Origin of the sequence: Dactylosporangium sp. NPDC006015, from assembly GCF_040614215.1 — a bacterium.
Lineage (GTDB): Bacteria > Actinomycetota > Actinomycetes > Mycobacteriales > Micromonosporaceae > Dactylosporangium > Dactylosporangium maewongense.
The window spans coordinates 139993-158923 of the sequence record NZ_JBEXUD010000009.1 but is presented as its reverse complement, the minus strand read 5'-3'; the positions used below and the strand labels follow the sequence as shown (position 1 = coordinate 158923).

Below are 18931 nucleotides of genomic sequence, written 5' to 3'. Positions count from 1 at the left end.
GGTGTCGGCCGGGCGGAGGGATGTGGTTGTGGTAGCACTCGGCACGCAGGTCAGGACGGTGTGTTCGTACTGTGGCGTCGGCTGCGGGATGGTGCTGGACATCCAGACCGGGCCGGACGGCCGGCGGAGCGCGCTGAAGGCAACGGGCGACAAGGAGCACCCGGCCAACCGCGGGCGGTTGTGCACCAAGGGGGCGACGAGCGCCGACATGCTCGCGGCGCCCGGGCGGCTCGGCACGGCGAAGGTCCGCCGGGAGCGCGGCGCCGCGCCGCAGGACGCCGACCTCGACGCCACGATCACCGAGACCGCGCGGCGGCTGCGGGCGATCATCGACGAGCACGGGCCGGACGCGGTCGCGCTGTACGTGTCGGGCCAGATGACCCTCGAGGCGCAGTACCTGGCGAACAAGCTGGCGAAGGGCTTCATCGGCACCAACCAGATCGAGTCGAACTCACGGCTGTGCATGGCGAGCGCCGGCAGCGGCTACAAGCTGTCGCTGGGATCGGACGGGCCGCCCGGCTCGTACGACGACCTCGACCACGCCGACGTGTTCCTGGTCATCGGCGCGAACATGGCCGACTGCCACCCGATCCTGTTCCTGCGGATGCTCGACCGCATGAAGGCCGGCGCGAAGCTCATCGTGGTCGACCCGCGGCGCACCGCCACCGCCGACAGGGCCGACCTGTTCCTGCAGGTCAACCCCGGCACCGACCTCGCGCTGCTGAACGGGCTGCTGCACCTGCTCGTCGAGGGCGGCCACACCGACGAGGAGTTCATCGCGGCGCACACGGAGGGCTGGGACGCCATGCCCGCCTTCCTGGCCGACTATGTTCCGGCAAGCGTGTCCGAAATAACCGGCATTTCCGAAAAATCGTTGTATGAGGCAGCGGCGGTCATCGGTACAGCGAAGAACTGGGTCAGCTGCTGGACGATGGGGCTGAACCAGTCGACGCACGGCACCTGGAACACGAACGCCCTGGTCAACCTGCACCTCGCCACGGGGGCGATCTGCCGCACCGGCAGCGGGCCGCTGTCGCTCACCGGCCAGCCCAACGCCATGGGCGGCCGCGAGATGGGGTACATGGGCCCCGGCCTGCCCGGGCAGCGCTCGGTGCTCGTCGAGCAGGACCGTGCGTTCGCCGAGGACCAGTGGGGGCTGCCGCGCGGCGCCATCCGCACCGAGGTCGGCACCGGCACCGTCGACATGTTCCAGCGGATGGCCGACGGCGAGATCAAGGCCTGCTGGATCATCTGCACCAACCCCGTCGCGTCCGTGGGCAACCGCCGCACCGTCATCGAGGGCCTCGAGGCCGCCGAGCTGGTCATCACGCAGGACGTGTACGGCGACACCGAGACCAACGCGTACGCCGACGTGATCCTCCCCGCGACGATCTGGGGCGAGACCGACGGCATCATGATCAATTCCGAGCGGAACCTGACGCTCGTGCACCCCGCCGTGACCCCGCCCGGCGACGCCCTGCCCGACTGGCAGCTGATCGCCCGCATCGCGACGGAGCTGGGACACGGCGCGGCCTTCGACTACGGCAGCGCCGAGGAGATCTTCACCGAGCTGCGGGCGTTCTGGAACCCGGCCACCGGGTACGACCTGCGCGGCGTCAGCTACGACCAGCTCCGCGACGGCCCGGTGCAGTGGCCCGCGCCGCCGGGGGCGGGGGCCCGCAACCCGATCCGCTACCTCAACGACGGCGTCAGCCAGCACCTGCACGAGCGGCCCGACGGCTCACGGCCGCGACTGGCGTTCGCGACGCCGAGCCGCCGCGCGGTCTTCTTCGCGCGGCCGCACCTGCCGGCGGCGGAGCTGCCCGACGACGACTACCCGTTCCTGCTCAACACGGGCCGCGTGCAGCACCAGTGGCACACGCTGACGAAGACCGGCCGGGTCGGCAAGCTCAGCAAGCTCAACCCCGGCCCGTTCGTGGAGCTGAACCCGGCCGACGCCGCGCGCCTCGGGATCGCCGACGGCGACCGGGTCGAGGTCGCGTCCCGCCGCGGCCGCGCGGTGCTGCCCGCCGTCGTGACGGACCGGGTGATGCCGGGCGGCTGCTTCGCGCCGTTCCACTGGAACGACCTGTTCGGCGAGTACCTCAGCGTCAACGCCGTCACGAACGACGCCGTCGACCCGATCTCCTTCCAGCCGGAGCTGAAGGTCTGCGCCGTGTCCCTGGCCAGGGTCGCGGACCTGCCTCCGGACGAGCCGGGCCTTCGCGAGATGCTGGGTCTGCCGCCGGTACCGCCGCAGCTCACCGACGATGAGAAGCGGTATCTGGCCGGATTCCTGGACGCGCTCGTCGCCGCCCCGCCGGATCACACGACCGTGCCCGTGCTCCCGGCGTCGGCGCCGATCCTGCCCGAGCGGGCCCTGTGGGTGAACGGGCTGCTCGCCGGGCGGTACTCGCGGGTGCCGGCGGCAGCGCCGGTCGTGGTGGCCGCGCCCGAGGAGGCGGCCGGCCCGGCGGTCCACGTGCTGTGGGCGTCGCAGACCGGCAACGCCGAGGACTTCGCCGGCGTCGTCGGCCGGCGGCTCGCCGACGCGGGCTGGCGGGCGAGCGTGCGCAGCATGGCCGACGTCGGCGTCGACACCCTGGCCGGGCCGGCGGACCTGCTCATCATCACCAGCACGTTCGGCGACGGGGACGCGCCCGACAACGGCGCCGCGTTCTGGCAGTCGCTCGGCGGGCCGGACACGCCGCGGCTCGACGACCGCCGGTACGCCGTGCTCGCGTTCGGCGACTCCAACTACGACGACTTCTGCGGCCACGGCCGGCGCCTCGACGCGCGGCTCAGCGAGCTCGGCGCGACCAGGCTCACCGCCCGCGTCGACTGCGAGCCGGACTACCAGCCGGCCGCCAGCGCCTGGCTCGACCAGGTCATCGCCGCGCTGCGGGCCACGCCGGCCCGGCGGGCGGCGCCACCGCCGGTGCCGACCCGCAACCAGCCGCTGACGGCCCGGCTCACCGGCAACCGCCTGCTGAGCCTGCCCGGCTCGGCGAAGGAGGTGCGGCAGTTCACGTTCGAGTCCGAGGAAGGCGTCCTGCCGTACGAGGCCGGCGACTCCCTCGGCGTCTGGCCCGTCAACTGCCCGGACCTGGTCGACGAGTGGCTGAAGGTCACGGGCCTGCGCGCCGACGAGCCGGTCGAGGTCGCCCAGCACGGCACGCTGCCGCTCGCCGAGGCGCTGCACCGCCGCCTGGAGATCGCGAAGATCAGCCCGGACCTGCTGCGGTTCGTCGCCGAGCGCAGCACCGACCCGCACCTGAAGACTCTGCTGCGCCCCGACAACCAGGGCGAGCTGGCGAAGTGGACGTGGGGGCGCCAGGCGATCGACGTCATCGCCGAGTGGCCCGTCGACGCGACCGCGCAGGAGTGGGCGGGCGTGCTGAAGCGGCTCCAGCCGCGGCAGTACTCGATCTCCTCGACGCCGCTGCTCGACCCCACCCGGGTCAGCCTCACGGTGTCGGTGGTCCGCTTCGCGAACAGCCGCGGCCAGATCCGCAAGGGCGTCGCGTCGACGTTCCTCGCCGACCTGCCCGCCGACGGCGCGGTGCCGGTCTTCGTCCAGCGCGCCCCGCACTTCCGCCCACCGGCCGACCCGGCCACCCCCATGATCATGGTCGGCCCCGGCACCGGCGTCGCCCCGTTCCTCGGCTTCCTCCAGGAGCGCCAGGCGCGCGGCGCCCGCGGCGCCAACTGGCTGTTCTTCGGCGAGCAGCGCCGCGGCACCGACTTCTACTACGCCGACGAGCTGCTCGCCCTGCGCGACACCGGCGTCCTCACCCGCCTGGACCTCGCGTTCTCCCGCGACCAGCGCAACAAGGTGTACGTGCAGGACCGCATGCGCGAGCACGGCGCCCACCTGTGGTCCTGGCTCCAGGACGGCGCCTGCTTCTACGTCTGCGGCGACGCCAGCCGCATGGCCAAGGACGTCGACCGGACCCTGCGCGAGATCGCCGTCGCCCACGGCCACCTGACCCCGGACGCCGCCGAGGCCTATGTGAAGCAGCTCGCCGCCGACAAGCGCTACGTCCGCGACGTCTACTGACGTATCCGCCGCGTCCGCACGGTGTGCGGATGATCGGCCCCGAGGACCCTGGTCCTGTCGGCGAGCAGCGCGTCGAGATCCTGAGGCCGCCAATGTACGAGGTTCTCCCGCACCTGCATCGTGTCGGGATGATCCGCGCCGAGCACGCGTACATAGTCGGCGAGGACCGCATCGAGGCCCTCGACGGCCGCGCCCGGGTCGCCGGCGAGCCCCCGCCAGTGCGCGAGGTTCCGGCGGGTGTCGAGCGTGTCCGGATGATCGGGCCCGAGCACGCGCTCGGCGTCGACGAGCAGCCGCGCGCTCTCCTCGGCGGCGGCCCGCGGGTCCCCGGCAAGCCCCCGCCAGTGCGCCAGGTTGTGCCGCGTGCTCAGGACCGTCGATGCCTCGATGTCGGGGGTCCGCACTAGAATGGAGAGGACCTCCGAGGTTTCGCGAGCGGCCCTGGCAGGGTCGCCGGCGTGCCCGCGCCAGTAGGCCAGGTTGCCCCGGGTGCGCAGCGTGTCGGGATGCGCCGTGCCGAGGATCCGGGTCTGATCTGCCAGGACCTGTTCCAGCAAGGACACCGCTCCGGGGAAGTCGCCTCGCTCGCCCTGCCAGTAGCCGATCCGATACCGCAACGCCAAGGTGCCGCGGTGGCTGTCACCCCAGAGCTGGCCGACGATGCCCGCTATTTCGGAGAAGTAGGCCTGCGCGATCTCTGGCAACCCGATCTCGCCGGCGGACTCGCCGACCCGGGTCACGAACGGGTGCAGGAACATCGCGGCATCCGGCGAGTCCAGCCGGTCGGCCCAGACCCTGCCGTTGGCGACGAACCGCGCCGTGATCGACGTCGACTGCCCTGCCGCCTCCCACGCCTCCAGCAGCGCGTCGGCGCCGACCCGCTGCACGCCTCGCAGGTCTTCGCCTGGCGCCGATTCTATCGCGGACCGTTGGGCCAGGGCGTGCATCCGCACCGATCGCAGTGGGTCGGTGGCGTTGTGTGAGATCAGGCTCAGGCGGTGCAGGTTGCGCAGGGTCTTGCGGGCATCCTGTGCCGTGCCGCCGAGGTAGGTGCACGCCGCGGTGCTGGTGAGGACCGATTCGGGGATGCCGTTGGGGTCCAGGGTGGCGGCCAGGAGCAGCATCGGGCGGGCCAGGCCCACCGGGGCGAGGGCGTCGGCGCGGTCGGCGGCCAGGGACCAGGTGGCCGCGAGTTCGTGGTCGTGGTCGTCGCCTGTCGCGTTCGGGAACAGGTCCGCCAGGCGGCTGGTCCGGTCGGCGAACAGGGAACGGTACTCGGCGCAGGTCAGGGCGTCGTCGACGATCAGCGCGGCGGCCTGCGCCAAGGCGAGGGGCAGGTGGCCGAGGTCCGCCGCCAGGGCCGCGGCGTCGGGGTCGTCCCGGTCCAGCTTGGCCGTCAGGTAGGCGGCCGACTCCGCCGGGGTGAAGACGTCGACGTCGATCACGGTGCCGCGGGAGCGCAGGGCCGCGTCGCGGCGGCGGGTGGTCAGCACGAGGCGGCCGGTCGGGCCGGAGGGCCACAGGCCGCGCAGGTCGGCGGGGTCGGCGACGTCGTCCAGGACCACGATCCAGGTCCTGTCGGTGTTCGCGAGCCAGGTCAGGAACGCGGCGGCGGCGCGCTCCACGTCGCCGGTGGCGAGGCGGAGGGCGCCGGCGGCGTCCGCGTAGCCGGTCAGCGCCGCGGTGCGCGAGGATGCCGTGACCCAGACCGCGAGGTCGGTGCCGTCGGCGCGGGCCTGCTCGAACAGCGCGGCGGCGAGCTGGGTCTTCCCCGTGCCGCCGTCGCCCACCAGTACCGGCGACGCGACGGCGACAAGGGAACCTCTGGACTGGAAGGCGTCGGCGCGCAGCGGGGCGCGGCCCACGAGCAGCGGCCAGGCGAGCGGCGGCGGGGCGGCCGCGTAATGGTTGATCTGTGTGTTGTGTGAGCCGGCTTGCAGGCCCTTGACGTCCACGATCCCATCGTCGCATCCACCTATAGGGTGTGCCGATGCGCAGACGGGTCGGGGTTGTCGTGGTGGCGTGCGCGCTGCTGGCGGGGTGCGGCGGGGAGCCGGTGAAGGTCCCCGCGGCGGCTTCGTCGTCGCAGGCGTCGGTCGCCGAGGAGCTGGCCGTCGTCGCGGGCGGCGGGCTGGCGGTGCCGTCGGCGAAGCAGCTGCCGGCCGGCGCCGCGATCGGCGGGCCCGACTACGCGGTGCGGCTCACCGAGGTCGGCACCGCCGATCACCTGGAGCCGGCGGTCGTCACGCAGTTCGGCAAGATGCAGTCGGCGACCGGCGTGCCGCGTGACGCGAGCGGACCGATCGCCGCCGGGCAGGGCAAGGAGTTCGTGTTCGCGCGGTTGGCGGCGGTGCCGGGCCTGGAGACGCAGCCGTCCGCGGTGGTGAAGGCGCGGCTGCGGGTCGGCGACAAGGCCCGCCCGGTCGAGGGGATCGTGTCGCCGAACAGTGTGCTCGTCGCGCTCGTGCCCGCCGGGGCGCCGGTGACGCTCGTCGTGTCCGACGCCGACAAGGACCAGAGCATCGACCTGCGCACAGGCGCCGTCGGGCCGGGCGCCGTCGCCGCCTATCTGAAGCCGCGGCCCTACGGCGAGACGTCCTACAAGCTCGTCGGGCAGATCAGCGGCGAGCCGCAGCAGACCTATGTGGAGATCGAGGTGTCGGCGGCGCTGGAGCCGTACGACCACCGCCAGCAGGGCACGTGGGCGCCGGCCGGGCACACGTGGCTGCGGGTGTGGGTGGAGGCGAAGCTCACCTCGATCGGCGTGCTGGACGGCGCCATCGACATGCGGCAGAGCCTGCAGCTGACGGCCAACGGCAAGGCGGTGACCGTCGAGGCGTCCCAGGCCGACGTCGTGGGCGAGACGGTGCCGACCAACGGCTACACGATTCGCGACGAGGTGCGGATGGAGGTCGCGGAGGGCTCGGTGCAGACGCTGACGTTCCGGTTCGAGCCCAAGGGCGCGCTGACCCGCGCCGGCAAGCCGGCCACGCTGAAGCTGACGGGCAGCGCCCAGCAGAAGATCACGCTCAAGTAGCGACGCGGGTCGGTGCCGCGTCGGAGCGCGTCGGCGCCGTCGCGGCCGACCCGGGTGAGGTCGTCGGGCGCGGTGCGCGATCCGTCATCCACTCGGTGAGCTGCGCGGCGGGCACGGGGCGGGCGAAGTGGTAGCCCTGGGCCGAGCGGTACCCCAGCGACCGCAGCTGCTCGGCCTGCTCCGGCGTCTCGACGCCCTCCGCGACGGCGTGCAGCCGCAGCGCCTGGGCGAGCTGGATGACGGCGGCGGCGACCGGTGGACGACCCTCTCCCGACGGCGACGCGGGCGCCTGGGTGAAGGAGCGGTCGAGCTTGACCTCGTCGACCGGGCAGTCGTGCAGCAGCCGGAGGGTGGAGCTGCCGGTGCCGAAGTCGTCGAGCGAGATCCGCAGGCCCAGCGCGCGGAGCCGCTCGAGGGTCGCGGTCGCCGGCCCGAGGGTCAGGGCCATCGACTCGGTGATCTCCAGGACGATGCGGGCCGGGTCGACGGCGTGCAGCGTCAGGGTCTCGGCGACGAACCCGGCGTAGTCTGCCTCGCGCAGCTCGCGCGGAGACACGTTGATGTTGAGCACCGCCGGGGCGGCGGCGCCGTGCCGGGCGTCCCAGGCCGCGAACTGCCGGCACGCGTCGGCGAACACGAACCGGCCGAGCGGCACGATCAGGCCGGTGCGTTCGGCGAGGGGGATGAACGCGTCGGGCGGCAGGACGCCGTGGACCGGGTGGTCCCAGCGGACCAGGGCCTCGGCGCCGACGAGCCGGCCGTCGTCGAGGGACACGATCGGCTGGTACACCAGGAAGCAGCGCCCGCTGTCGATGGCTTCACGCAGCTGGGACGGATGGTCGTCTCCCGCACCGGCCACGCCTTTCTCGCCGCCGAGCTCCGACATCGCGCAGTCGTAGTGCAGGTAGGCGGTGCCGGTGAGCCGCTTCGCCGCGTACATGGCGATGTCGGCACGGCGCAGCAGCAGGCTCGGGTCGTCGCCGTCGCGGCCGTCGGCGATGCCGATGCTGGCGGAGATCGGCAGCTCGTGGCCGTTGACGACGGCGGGCGCCCGCAGCGCGTCGGCGAGCCGCTCCACGGCGAGGCTGGCGGCGGCCGGGTCGGCGCCGGGCAGCACCACGACGAACTCGTCGCCGCCGAGCCGGGCGACCGTGTCCGCGGCGCCGGCGCGACCCGCGAGGCGCCGGGCCACCTCGACCAGCAGCAGGTCGCCGACCTCGTGCCCGAGCGTGTCGTTGACCTCCTTGAAGTCGTCGAGGTCGATGAGCGCGACGCTGACCGGGCCGGACTCCCGCAGCGCCTGCTGGAGGCGCTGGCCGAAGAGCGCCCGGTTGGGCAGCTGGGTGAGCGCGTCGTGGGTGGCGGTGTGGTCGAGCCGGGCGAGGAGCCGGCCGTTGTCGACGAACGCGGCCACCTGCCGCACCATGACCAGCGCCGTGAGGGTGACCGCGCCGAGCACCAGCATCTTCTCGTCGCCGTGGTCGCCGAACCAGGTCTCGAGGACGAGCAGGACGTAGACGGCGGCGACGGCCGCGTAGGGCACCAGGCTGAACGGGCGCCGCTTCGCCGTCACCGCCACCGCCGCTTTACGGGGTGCGCCGCGCTCCCGCTCCGCGGCCCATGACGCCAGGCAGCACACCACCGGGATGCCGAACTGCGTCGACATCAGGTGCGGGTGGCCCGAGGCGAGCAGCGGCTGCAGCATCGAGCTGGTGGCGCCGTAGAAGATCGAGAAGGCGAGCCACTGCAGCGCCGACTTGTCGATGAACTCGTAGCCCGACAGCATCACCTTCGCCACCGCGAGCACCACGACCAGGGCGAGCACGGCGAGGATCAGCGCGCCGAGGACCTCGTTGCGGTTGTCGGTGCGCAGCGCGACCCTGGCCTGGAAGTGCCAGATGAACACGGCGGCGCCGGCGACGACCGTGCCGCCGTCCAGCGCCACCCGCAGCCGCTCGCCGGCGCTGCGCCGGGACAGTGGGAGACGGTACAGCGCGTACAGGATGAGCAGCACCGCGGCGCTGTCGAAGGCCAGCAGGACGGGCCCGTTGTACGCGCCGCCGACGTCCGGGTGGGTGAGCACGTCGATCGCCTGGGCGGTGTGCGCGACCCCGACGCACAGCGCGGCGATGCTCAGGTGCCCCCAGAACCTGCGGGTCGGCGCGGGCAGCGTCATCGTCCTCGCCGTGCGCCGGAACGCGGCCGTGAGCAGCAGCGCGCCGGCCGGGGTGGGCAGCCACAGCAGGACCGGCGGCCCCACCGGCGTCACCAGGTTGACCAGGAACCAGGTCGTGCAGGCGGCCAGCACCAGACACGAGGCGCGCATCGGCCCGGACATGGCCCGCAGCCGTCGCAGTGCGCCCATCCGGTCTCCTCGTCCCGTGCTGTCGCCAGTGCACCGCCATCATCGACCACCGAATGCTGCCATGAGCCGCTGCCCGATTTCAGCATGTTACGATTGACGTAATATCACGACGGTTGTAATTTGCTGGTCATGCCGCCTTTACAGGAGCCGACGTTTCTGGTGCTGACCGCGCTCACCGGCGAGCCGCTGCACGGCTACGGGATCCTGCAGCAGGTGACGGCCCTCTCCGGCGGCGCGGTGGTCCTCGGCGCCGGCACGCTGTATGGCGCGCTGGACCGGCTGGCGGAGCAGGGGTTGGTCGCTGTGGAGCGCGAGGAGGCCGTCGACGGCCGGCTCCGCCGCTACTACCGGCTCACCGACGAGGGCGCGGCCCGGCTCGCGACCGAGGTGGAGCGCCTGCGCCGCAACGCCAACGCCGCCGCAGCGGGCCTCCGCCGCCGCGGCTTCCAGGCGGGCCTGGAGTAACCGCGCCGGACCGGCGCTGCCTGCTGCCGCTGTGCAGGCCCCTCGGCGGCGCCCTGCACCTGACGCCCGCCACCAACGCCGTCTTTTGTGCCGGGCCGGATACCGGGGAGTGCGACGCCAGCGAGGCACCCCGCCCACGCCCAGACGTTGGTCAATGCCCCAATACGCCCTCCTTTGTCATCGATGCTCCGTGATACAGCCGCAATTCCAGAGATCAAATCGAATCCAGGTCACGCGCCGCCTTCGAAGCGACCGCCGCTCGGTCACGCGTGCGACTCGGTCACGCGTGCGACTCGGTCACGCGTGCGAACGCGGCGGCGACGATGTGCCCGACCCGCATGCAGACATTGGTCAATGCCCCAAATCGTCCCCGTTTCGCCATCGACGCTGCGCGATCTACCCACATTTTAGAGATCGAATTGGGTGTAGATCGCGCAACGTCGATGGAGCAAATGCCGCATTCACGGGCATTGGCCAATGTCTGTGCTGGCGGGGAGCGTCTGGGTAGCGGAGGGTGTGGGCGCCGCGAGGGTGCGCCGGGTGGCGAGGGCTTGTGGGGTCAGGGGGTCAGGCGGCGGAGGACTGTCCACTGTGGTTCTGGGGTGAAGCCGAGGGCCTCCTTCGGGCCCTGGGCGCCCTTGCCGCCGACGATGAGGGGGCGTTGCTGCTCGACGCCCCAGCGGATGAGGCGGGCCAGGTGGTCGAACCAGAGGCCGCTGCGCCGCGGACCGCCGAGTGGGAGGGCGCCCCACGGGCCCAGGATCGGCGCTACGGGGTGGTCGAAGGTGAGGGTCGCCGCGACCAGGCCGTCCGGGCCGGTGTAGCGCAGGGCGAGGACGTCAGGCTGCTGCAGGACGGTCTCGAACAGGGACCGTGGCCAGACCCGCATCGGCGGCCAGCGGTGGGTGTGGTTGCGGCGGGAGGTGTCGGCGCAGAGGCGGTGCAGGGTGGTGGCGTCGAGGCCCGCGTCGGCGGCCGGGCCGAAGGTGACCGTGAGCGACGGGTCGGCGTCGATGTTGCGGACCAGCCGCTGCTGGTCGACGCGCCGCGACTTGCGCAGGGTTCGCAGGTACGAGTCGTAGTCGGGGAACGTGTTGCGCAGCAGCAGGGCCGGGGCGCCGGCTCGCACGACCGAGACGCCGTGCAGGAGGTGGGGCAGCTCGCGGCGGTAGATGTGGCGGTACATGACGGCCTGGAGGCGCTTGCCGTAGCGCTGCCGCAGCGACGCCTCGAGGGTCCTGACCGCGGCCGTGAAGAGGGACGGCGCCGGGCCGCCGCTGGGGTGCAGCGTGCCGGGCAGGCCGCCGGCCAGGGCGATGCCGGAGAACGCCCCGATGATCATGCTCTCGACGTCGGCGACGGCGAGGCCGAGGGCCGGGAGCCTGCGCAGGCGCAGCGTGACGAGCCCCGCGACCTTGTCGCCGTCGCGGAGTGCGCCGACGAGGACCGGGCCGCGCCGGGTCGACGCCAGCGTCCGCATGACCGGCCAGTCCAGCACCGAGTGCAGCTCGGCGTCGCGGACCGCGGAGCCCCACCACGGCGGCGCGGCGGAGCCGGTCGGATCGAGAAGATCCAATACCAGTTCTTCGATGCTGATGATGTTCCGCCAAGATCTGCAGGCGGTCAACAATCCGACCGGAAGGCTTCCCTTCGGCAACCACTTACGTCAATACTTTTGCAGGTTGGCGGGGGGACTGGACGATCTTCGGTCGATGAGATGAGGATCAATGTACGTACTCGGCTTGAGTCAACACCACGACTCGGCTGCGGCACTCCTGCACGACGGGCGGATCGTCGCGTTCTGTGAGGAGGAGCGGTTCAGCAGGATCAAGCACGACGGGGGCTTCCCCGTCGGGGCGATCCAGTGGTGCCTGCGCAGCGCGGGCATCACCCTCGGCGACGTCGACCACGTCGCGTACTTCTTCCAGGGCCGGCGCCTGCTGTGGCACGCCGGCAAGCACTTCCTGCGTTACTTCCCGGCCACCCTGGCCGTGCTGCGCAACGACGCCGGCGACTACGGCAAGGCCCGCGGCTTCCATGAGACGACCACCCGGCGGGAGACGTCCACCAACGCCGACGACCACCACATGGGCGGCACCCTGCTCGTGCTGTGGCGCCGCGCGTCGCAGCTGGAGGCGTTGCTGCGGGCGGCGACCGGCTACGACGGGCCGACGAAGCTCAAGGTGCACCTGGTCGACCACCACCACGCGCACGCGGGCAGCGCCCTGCACATCTCGCCGTGGGACGACGCCGCGATCATCGCCTGGGACGGCATCGGCAGCGACGGCACCAGCACGCTGCTCGCCGTCGGCGAGGGCGACAGGATCCACGACCTGCGGCGGGTGAAGTTCCCGCACTCGCTCGGCGCCATGTACGCCGACGTGACCGGCTGGCTCGGCTTCCACCCGACCCGCGACGAGGGCAAGGTCATGGGCCTCGCCGCGTACGGGCGGCCGACGTTCGTGGAGCAGTTCCGCGACCTGGTCCGCCTCGACAGCGACGGCCGCTACGCGCTGAACCTCAGCTGGTTCCGCCACCACGCGACCGGCAAGCACCAGGTGTCGGACAAGTTCCGGGCCACGTTCGGCCCGCCCCGGCCGAAGACCCGCGACGCCGTGCCGCAGCACTACGCCGACGTCGCGTACGCGCTGCAGAACACCCTGGAGGAGGCGGGCCTGCACGTCGCGAAGTGGGTGCACGAGAAGACCGGCAACCCGCGGCTGCTGACCGCCGGCGGGGTCGCGCTCAACAGCGTCATGAACGGCAAGATCCTGCTGCAGACCGGGTTCGAGGAGTTCTTCGCCCAGCCGGCCGCCGCCGACGACGGCTCCGCGCTCGGCGCCGCGACCGTCGTCTCCGCCGGGCTGGGCCTGCCCCGCCCGCGGGGCGAGTACATCTTCCTCGGGCCCACCTACGCCGAGGCGGACATGGAGAAGGCGCTCGCGGAGGCCGGCCTGCCGTACGAGCGCCGGGACCCGATCACGAAGACCGCCGCCGCCGCGATCGCGGACGGGAAGATCATCGGCTGGTTCCAGGGTCGCGGCGAGGTCGGCCCGCGGGCGCTGGGCAACCGCTCGATCCTCGCCGACCCGCGCGGCGCCGACACGAAGGACCGGCTCAACGAGAAGGTCAAGCACCGCGAGCCGTTCCGCCCGTTCGCGCCGTCGTGCCTGGTCGAGCACGCGGGGGAGTACTTCGCCAGCGGCTACCCGAGCCCGGTCATGCTGCTCGTCTTCGACGTCCTGGAGCACCAGCGGGCCGTCGTCCCGGCGATCACGCACGAGGACGGCACCGCCCGCGTGCAGACCGTCTCGCCCGTCGACAACCCGGTCTACCACGAGCTGATCAGCGAGTTCTACGCGCTGACCGGCGTGCCGATGGTGGTGAACACCTCGTTCAACGACAACGAGGAGCCGATCGTGTGCACGCCGCAGGACGCGGTCCGCTGCTACCTCAAGACCGACATGGACGCGCTGGCGCTCGGGCCGTTCTGGACGCAGAAGTGATCCGTCGCTGGTGGTGGCTGGCGGCCGGGGTCGCCGGCGCGGCGATGACCGTGCTCATCATGGGTGTCCTGCCGCCGGACCGCACGATCGACAACCCGGCGGAGTTCCTGCTGCGGATCAGCCCGGTGCTGTTCGCGGTCGTCGCGATCGGCGGCTTCCCGCAGCGGGCCGCGCCGGGCCTGATCCTGCTCGCCGCCGTCGTCCTCGGGTACATGGGCGTCCTGGACACCCTGTACGTGCTGCGGGTCGTCGCGCTCGCCGACGGCGGCGACTTCGCGCCGTTCTACCAGATGGCGATCTTCGTCAACGCGTTCACCGTCCTGGCGATCCTGTTCGGCTACCGGCTCGGCGGCGCGAGCACGGAGCGGGTGCTGCGGCTCGGGTTCGCGTCGGCGCTGGTGGTCGTGTCGGGCCTCAACGACCTGTCGTTCTACTACCTCAACGACTGGCCGGAAGGGCGCCCGGCGCGGCTGGACTGGGCGTCGCACATCACGGTGTTCGTCGGCGGCACGGCCACCCCGGCGGTCGCGATCGTCTTCTGCGCGGTGCACCTGCTGCTGGCCGCGGCCGTGCTCACCCTGCCGAGGTCCACACTTCGGCGTCGGCGAGAAACCCCGACGCCGTCCCCGGCACCGGCGTCCCCCCGGCCGTGAGGGCGCCGTGCCCGCACCGGGCGAACACCGTGGACAGGTTCCGCCCGGTGCCCTGAAAGTCGTCGACGGTGATCAGGCGGTGCCCGGACGGCCCGCTCAGCTCGACCGTGATCCCGCCGCCGGTGGCCGTGCAGCCGGCGGCGAGGTCGAGCTCCACGGCGACCGGTGCCTCGATGAGCGCCGGCTCGGGCCACGGCAGCCCACCGACCTCGGGGAAGTGCCGGTTGAACGTGTCCGCCAGCCACCGGCCCAGCACCGGCCGGTCCGTGACGAGCGTGGTGCGGCCCTCGTGCCACAGCACGATCGCCCGCCCGGCGCCGTGCGCCGACCAGTCGACCCGCCACACCGACACGAACGCGACCGTCCCGCCGTCGCGCTCCACGGTCAGCCCCGGATTCGCCCCCACCAGCAGCACCGACATCGATCGATCCTAACGGCCCGCGGCGCGGACGCGGTCCACGGCGCGGATGCGGTCCGCCAGGGCGGGCAGGTCGCCGGGGGTGCCGTGGTGCCAGTCCCACAGGGTGCGGCAGCGGACGGTGGTGGCGACGTGGTGGCCGACGCTGAACACGGCCTCGGCGCGAAGGTGGCCGTCGCGGCGCATCCGGATCGTCAGGGCGGTGCCGGCGTCGCCGAGGCGGGCGGTGCCGCCGGGTTGCAGCGCCGCCAGGTCGTCGGCGAAGGCAGCCAGGTCGGACCACGGCACGAACAGGGTGTCCGAGCAGGGTCGGTCCTCGCCCATGTACGGCAGCAGCGTGTCACGGGGGATGTCGAGCGAGCAGTGGGCGTGCCGCGGGTCCCCGTCGGGCTGGTCCTGCCAGCTGCGTCCGCTGCCGGCCGCGATCCGCAGCCCGATGCCGTGCTCGGGGTCGAAGAACACCACCCGCGCCGTCATGGGAGGTGCTTCACGAACTTGAGGGCGTCGCGGCCCGGCCCGTCGTAGTTGGTGTGCACGGGCAGGCCGTCGAGCGAGGTGTCGCCCGGCACGAGGGTGAAGCCGAGCCGGGTGTGGAAGGCGAGGGACTGGCGGTTCGCGACGCCGGTGATCGAGTGGACCCTCCGGACGCCGCGCGCCGCGACGTCGGTGAAGAAGCGGCGGTACAGTCTGCCGCCGACCCCGGTGCGCCGCAGCGCCGGCGAGACACCGATGAAGTGGATGTAGCCGACCCCGGGGTCGGACTGCGACACGAACCCGACGAGGAACGCGCCGAGCCGGCCGCCGGACAGGTCGAGCACGTAGCTGGTGTCGGTGAAGTGCTGGAAGTACAGGCGGGGCAGCAGCGTCGCCCGGTACACGCTGCCGGACTCGCCGCCCAGGCCGCCCCACCATTCGTCCATGACCGCCATGACGCGGGCGTGGTCGTCCTCCGTCGGGTGCCGCAGCGTGTCGATCATCGTTCCATTGTCGTACCCCGCGCTGCGAGGGTGCGCTGCTACGGTCGGGCCCATGTTCGAGCTGGAGTACCTCCTGCCGCAACTGCTGTTCTCGCTCCCGGCGGTCGTCACGCTGACCGTCGGCGTGGTGCTGCTGTGGAACCGGCGGGGGCGGCTGCTGCCGCGGGTCCGGGCGCTGGGGTCGGCGGGGCTGGCCGTGCTGCTCGCGGGGGCCGTGGCGAACCTGCTCTACCAGCTGCTGCTGCCGGAGATCCTGCGCGGCGGGCGCTTGATGGAGATGCGGCTCGCCATCGCCGGGATCAACCTGCTCTTCGTGGTCCTGCAGGTGCTCGGCCTGGCGCTGGTCATCGCCGCGCTCCTGGCCACGGCGCCGCCCGCCACGCCGTGGAGGCAGCCGGCCCCGGAGACCGGACCGTGGGACCAGCCGGCGCCGCTGCCGGATCAAGCGGCGCCGCCGTGGGACCAGCCGGCGCCGCCGCGGTGAACCAACTGATGAGGGTCGTGGCGATCGATGTCGGCGGCACCCGTACCAGAGTGGCGGCCGAGGACGGGACGGTCGTGCGCTTCCCGACCGAGCCGGACTACGACCGGCAGCTCGCCCTGCTACGGGACGCGGTCCAGGGCCGGCCCGAGGCGGTCGGCGTGTCGTTCGGCGGGCGGGTCACCGAGGACGGCGACGTGCGGGTCTCGCTGCACCTGCGGGCGTATGAGGGCCGGCCCCTGGGCCGCGACCTGGCGGCGGCGCTCGGCTGCCCGGTGCGGGTCGCCCACGACGCGACCTGCGGCCTGCTCGGCGAGCACGCTCTCGGCACGCTGCGCGGGGAGGACCGGTGCGGCTACCTCACCCTGTCGACCGGCGTCGGCGCGGCCGTGCGGCTCGGGCGGGGGGAGCACTTCGTGGCGCTGACCACCGAGGCCGGCCACCAGCTCGTCGAGGGCAACGACCGGCGCTGCGGCTGCGGGCAGACCGGCTGCCTGGAGACGCTGCTCGGCGGTGCGCAGCTGCGCCGGCGGCTGGGCCGCGGGTTGGAGGACGTCGACGATCCGCGCTTCTGGCAGGTGTACGCGCAGCGCGTGGCCGCCGGCATCGCCAACTTCGCGCTCACCGCGGGACTGGAGGCGGTCGCGGTCGGCGGGGCGATCGCGGCGCGCCGGGCCGAGCTGTGGCCGCCGCTGCGGCAGGCGCTCGCGGACCGGCTCACGTATCAGGCGGTGCGCGTACATCAGGCGGCGACGGAGGACGCCCCGCTGGTGGGTGCGAGAGTGCTCGCCGGCACGCCGCCGACGAGCATCCTGCACTGAACGGCCTGTCGGCGCCCCGGTCAGCGGGTCAGCGGGCCTCGATCTCGACCCAGTCGAGGTCGCCGGCGTAGTAGTCGCAGCCGACGTCGCGCTGGTCGCAGTCGGTCTTGCCGCCGATGGACAGCGGCCAGGCGTTGGAGATCGAGCCGGTCCAGCCGCCGCGGCGGGCCACGGTCCGGCCGTCGATCTCCAGGCTGACGCCGGAGCGGGTCCGCTCGCAGCGCACGACGTGCCACCAGCCGTCGTTGATCCGCCGGGACGCCTGCACGATGATCGTGCCGTTGGAGCCGCGGAACAGGCACTGCACGATGCCGTTCGGGATCTGGAACTTGAAGTTGCCGCCCGACGTGGTGGCCTGGCCCTTCTGGATGATGTTGCCGAACTGGTAGGTCGTGCGCAGCCTGAGCGTGACGGCGTAGTCGCGGCTGCCGGGGTCGAGGGCGGAGCTGTCCGGCACGGTCACCAGGTGCCGCGGGTGCGTGGGCGGCCGGTCGGGCTGCAGGCGGGTGAACCGGTAGCCGGTCGCGCCGCGGACGTCGACGTCGGTGATGACCTCGTTGCCGATCTGGCCGTGCAGTCCGTTGCCGCTGCTGTCGATCATCGTGCGGGCGCCCGGGCCCTCGTTCATCGACCAGGTCGCCACCGGGTAGTGGCCGGAGCTGGCGCCGGCCGCGGCCGGCACCCCGACGCCCAGTACCGCGGCCGTTGCCGCCACCGCCAGAACCCGCGTCACAGAGACCATGCAATACCCCCGAACTCAAAGTCCGCAATCCGGACAAACCAGATCGTAAACCTCGAAAGGCCTTACCAGGGGCGGGATCGCCGCAGCGCCGTCACACTCCTGTCGGCGCCTCGGGGTCCAGGGCGGCCTCGACCGCGACGGCCTCCATGCCGCGCAGCAGCGCCTCGCCGTCCGCCGGGGAGATCACGTGCGTGTCCATGAAGATGATCGCCCGCACCGCGTCGTCGGGCAGGTCGTCGATGTGCACGATCAGCGGCTCGAACGGCACGTCCTGCCGGGTCGTCCACTCGAACGCCGCGTCCTTGCGGCCCTGGAACTCGGTGCCGCCCTCACCCGCGGCGCGCCGGTCGTTGAAGTAGGCCGGCAGCTCCAGGTCGCCGCCCCGCTCCTCGACCACCCGGCGGACCAGGTCGTCGAGCTCCACCGGGTGGTAGTACGCGTGCTTGTACGTGGTCATGGCGCCGCGCTTGGCCCGGTCGAGGACCTCCGCGAACGACGCGCCCGCCACGTCGAGCTGGCAGATGCCGTACTGGGCGAGCATGCACACCACCCGGTCCAGCCCGGGGCGGAACCGGTTGTTGACCATCGGGCGCAGCACCACCGGGTTGACCCCGGTGACCCGGGCGAGCGCGACGGCGAACACCCCGAGCAGCGCCGGCGCCGGCGGCACACCGGTCCGCTCGGTCACCACCCGCAGCGCGGGCGCGAGGGCCCACGACGTGAGCTCGCCCCGCCAGTGCCGCGGCTCGGGCTTCCCGGCCGGGTCCGGGAAGCGGCGCGGAGCCATGCCGCGCAGGATGCCGTCCCAGTGCCGCAGCGCGAGGGTGTTCTGCCGCTGGCCGGACGGCGACGCCTGCCACCGGGCCTGCTCCAGCGGCTGCAGCTCCGGGATCGGCGTCTCGACCCTGGTGGCGAGGTCCTCCAGCATCACCCCGGTGCCGAAGCCGTCGGCGACCAGGTGGCACATGACGACGACGAGATGGGTCAGCCGGCCGCCGGACCGCACCGCGGTCATCCTGACCGGCCAGTCCGTGGCGAAGTCGTACTCGGCGTCCTGCAGCCGCAGCCGCTCCGCCTCCGCGACGGCAGCCGGGTCGTCGTCGCCCGCGTCGACGATCTCGAGCGTGATCTCGCCGGACCCGGCCACGACCTGGCTCGGGCGACCCTCCGCGTCGAACCGCAGCTTCGTGCGCGCCGTGGGGAAGCGGCTCATCATGTACCGCAGCTGCTCGGCGACGTCGTCGACGGTGGTGCCCTCGGGCAGCGGGCCCCAGGCGCCGTTCGGCAGCCACGAGCGCTGGCGCACCATCGCCTGCCAGATGTCCTGCTGCCCCCACGACAGGTCGGCTTCCCCGGCGCCGTCCCCGGCGAACGCCACGTTGATGTGCTCGGCAACCGTGGTCATG

The 18931-nt window shown here is 72.7% G+C and carries 15 protein-coding genes; 7 read left to right on the top strand and 8 right to left on the bottom strand.

Going from position 1 to position 18931, the window contains the following annotated elements; genetic code table 11:
* Positions 1 to 58: 58 nt before the first annotated feature.
* The gene (locus tag ABZ321_RS18280; RefSeq protein WP_354892498.1) at positions 59 to 4060 is read left to right on the top strand and encodes a bifunctional nitrate reductase/sulfite reductase flavoprotein subunit alpha; all 4002 of its coding nucleotides are present in this window, start codon (positions 59 to 61) and stop codon (positions 4058 to 4060) included.
* Here the strand turns inward: ABZ321_RS18280 and ABZ321_RS18275 are convergent.
* Positions 4054 to 6015, bottom strand: coding sequence for a tetratricopeptide repeat protein (locus tag ABZ321_RS18275; RefSeq protein ID WP_354892495.1), 1962 nt, complete (start codon positions 6013 to 6015; stop codon positions 4054 to 4056). The genes ABZ321_RS18280 and ABZ321_RS18275 overlap by 7 nt on opposite strands.
* Before the next feature lie 35 nt (positions 6016 to 6050).
* Between ABZ321_RS18275 and ABZ321_RS18270 the strand changes: the two genes are divergently transcribed.
* On the top strand, positions 6051 to 7097 hold the full coding sequence (locus ABZ321_RS18270) for a hypothetical protein (RefSeq protein WP_354892492.1): 1047 nt from the start codon (positions 6051 to 6053) through the stop codon (positions 7095 to 7097).
* Here ABZ321_RS18270 and ABZ321_RS18265 read toward each other — a convergent pair.
* Positions 7090 to 9462 carry an EAL domain-containing protein gene (locus ABZ321_RS18265; RefSeq protein WP_354892489.1) on the bottom strand — a complete coding sequence of 791 codons (2373 nt, stop codon included), beginning with the start codon at positions 9460 to 9462 and terminating at the stop codon, positions 7090 to 7092. The genes ABZ321_RS18270 and ABZ321_RS18265 overlap by 8 nt on opposite strands.
* Positions 9463 to 9591: 129 nt before the next feature.
* Here ABZ321_RS18265 and ABZ321_RS18260 point away from each other — a divergent pair, with 129 nt between their 5' ends.
* Positions 9592 to 9927 (top strand): PadR family transcriptional regulator, encoded by a 336-nt coding sequence (locus ABZ321_RS18260; protein WP_344498365.1) that lies wholly within the window; start codon positions 9592 to 9594, stop codon positions 9925 to 9927.
* 559 nt (positions 9928 to 10486) lie between these two features.
* On the opposite strand, the gene ABZ321_RS18255 is transcribed toward ABZ321_RS18260, so the two are convergent.
* Positions 10487 to 11503 carry a hypothetical protein gene (locus ABZ321_RS18255; protein ID WP_354892486.1) on the bottom strand — a complete coding sequence of 339 codons (1017 nt, stop codon included), beginning with the start codon at positions 11501 to 11503 and terminating at the stop codon, positions 10487 to 10489.
* A gap of 151 nt (positions 11504 to 11654) precedes the next feature.
* Between ABZ321_RS18255 and ABZ321_RS18250 the strand changes: the two genes are divergently transcribed.
* Together ABZ321_RS18250 and ABZ321_RS18245 are read left to right on the top strand one after the other, a co-directional pair.
* The gene (locus ABZ321_RS18250) at positions 11655 to 13433 is read left to right on the top strand and encodes a carbamoyltransferase C-terminal domain-containing protein (protein WP_344498369.1); all 1779 of its coding nucleotides are present in this window, start codon (positions 11655 to 11657) and stop codon (positions 13431 to 13433) included.
* The gene (locus tag ABZ321_RS18245) at positions 13430 to 14086 is read left to right on the top strand and encodes a hypothetical protein (RefSeq protein WP_344498371.1); all 657 of its coding nucleotides are present in this window, start codon (positions 13430 to 13432) and stop codon (positions 14084 to 14086) included. Before ABZ321_RS18250 ends, ABZ321_RS18245 begins: the two co-directional genes overlap by 4 nt.
* Here the strand turns inward: ABZ321_RS18245 and ABZ321_RS18240 are convergent.
* Genes ABZ321_RS18240 through ABZ321_RS18230 form a run of 3 tightly spaced genes read right to left on the bottom strand, consistent with a single transcriptional unit; the run spans position 14007 to position 15481 of the window.
* Positions 14007 to 14507: a hypothetical protein gene (locus tag ABZ321_RS18240; RefSeq protein WP_344498373.1), complete on the bottom strand. Its 501-nt coding sequence runs from the start codon at positions 14505 to 14507 to the stop codon at positions 14007 to 14009. The genes ABZ321_RS18245 and ABZ321_RS18240 overlap by 80 nt on opposite strands.
* 9 nt (positions 14508 to 14516) lie before the next feature.
* On the bottom strand, positions 14517 to 14981 hold the full coding sequence (locus ABZ321_RS18235) for a hypothetical protein (protein WP_354892481.1): 465 nt from the start codon (positions 14979 to 14981) through the stop codon (positions 14517 to 14519).
* Positions 14978 to 15481 (bottom strand): GNAT family N-acetyltransferase, encoded by a 504-nt coding sequence (locus ABZ321_RS18230; protein ID WP_354892478.1) that lies wholly within the window; start codon positions 15479 to 15481, stop codon positions 14978 to 14980. Before ABZ321_RS18230 ends, ABZ321_RS18235 begins: the two co-directional genes overlap by 4 nt.
* Positions 15482 to 15533: 52 nt before the next feature.
* Here ABZ321_RS18230 and ABZ321_RS18225 point away from each other — a divergent pair, with 52 nt between their 5' ends.
* Both ABZ321_RS18225 and ABZ321_RS18220 read left to right on the top strand, forming a co-directional pair.
* Positions 15534 to 15965 carry a hypothetical protein gene (locus ABZ321_RS18225; RefSeq protein ID WP_354892476.1) on the top strand — a complete coding sequence of 144 codons (432 nt, stop codon included), beginning with the start codon at positions 15534 to 15536 and terminating at the stop codon, positions 15963 to 15965.
* Between the two features lie 17 nt (positions 15966 to 15982).
* Entirely contained in the window at positions 15983 to 16783 is an 801-nt protein-coding gene (locus ABZ321_RS18220) for an ROK family protein (RefSeq protein WP_344498381.1), read from the top strand.
* A 28-nt stretch (positions 16784 to 16811) separates the two neighbouring features.
* On the opposite strand, the gene ABZ321_RS18215 is transcribed toward ABZ321_RS18220, so the two are convergent.
* Positions 16812 to 17516 carry a laminin G domain-containing protein gene (locus ABZ321_RS18215; protein ID WP_344498383.1) on the bottom strand — a complete coding sequence of 235 codons (705 nt, stop codon included), beginning with the start codon at positions 17514 to 17516 and terminating at the stop codon, positions 16812 to 16814.
* A gap of 100 nt (positions 17517 to 17616) precedes the next feature.
* The gene (locus tag ABZ321_RS18210) at positions 17617 to 18930 is read right to left on the bottom strand and encodes a condensation domain-containing protein (protein WP_354892473.1); all 1314 of its coding nucleotides are present in this window, start codon (positions 18928 to 18930) and stop codon (positions 17617 to 17619) included.
* Position 18931: the final 1 nt, after the last annotated feature.

Excerpts from the sequence above, each read along its gene's own strand:
- ABZ321_RS18270 (WP_354892492.1), top strand. The coding sequence starts at position 6,051 with ATGCGCAGACGGGTCGGGGTTGTCGTGGTGGCGTGCGCGCTGCTGGCG.
- ABZ321_RS18265 (WP_354892489.1), bottom strand. The coding sequence starts at position 9,462 with ATGGGCGCACTGCGACGGCTGCGGGCCATGTCCGGGCCGATGCGCGCC.
- ABZ321_RS18260 (WP_344498365.1), top strand. The coding sequence starts at position 9,592 with ATGCCGCCTTTACAGGAGCCGACGTTTCTGGTGCTGACCGCGCTCACC.
- ABZ321_RS18250 (WP_344498369.1), top strand. The coding sequence starts at position 11,655 with ATGTACGTACTCGGCTTGAGTCAACACCACGACTCGGCTGCGGCACTC.
- ABZ321_RS18240 (WP_344498373.1), bottom strand. The coding sequence starts at position 14,507 with ATGTCGGTGCTGCTGGTGGGGGCGAATCCGGGGCTGACCGTGGAGCGC.
- ABZ321_RS18235 (WP_354892481.1), bottom strand. The coding sequence starts at position 14,981 with ATGACGGCGCGGGTGGTGTTCTTCGACCCCGAGCACGGCATCGGGCTG.
- ABZ321_RS18230 (WP_354892478.1), bottom strand. The coding sequence starts at position 15,481 with ATGATCGACACGCTGCGGCACCCGACGGAGGACGACCACGCCCGCGTC.
- ABZ321_RS18225 (WP_354892476.1), top strand. The coding sequence starts at position 15,534 with ATGTTCGAGCTGGAGTACCTCCTGCCGCAACTGCTGTTCTCGCTCCCG.
- ABZ321_RS18210 (WP_354892473.1), bottom strand. The coding sequence starts at position 18,930 with ATGACCACGGTTGCCGAGCACATCAACGTGGCGTTCGCCGGGGACGGC.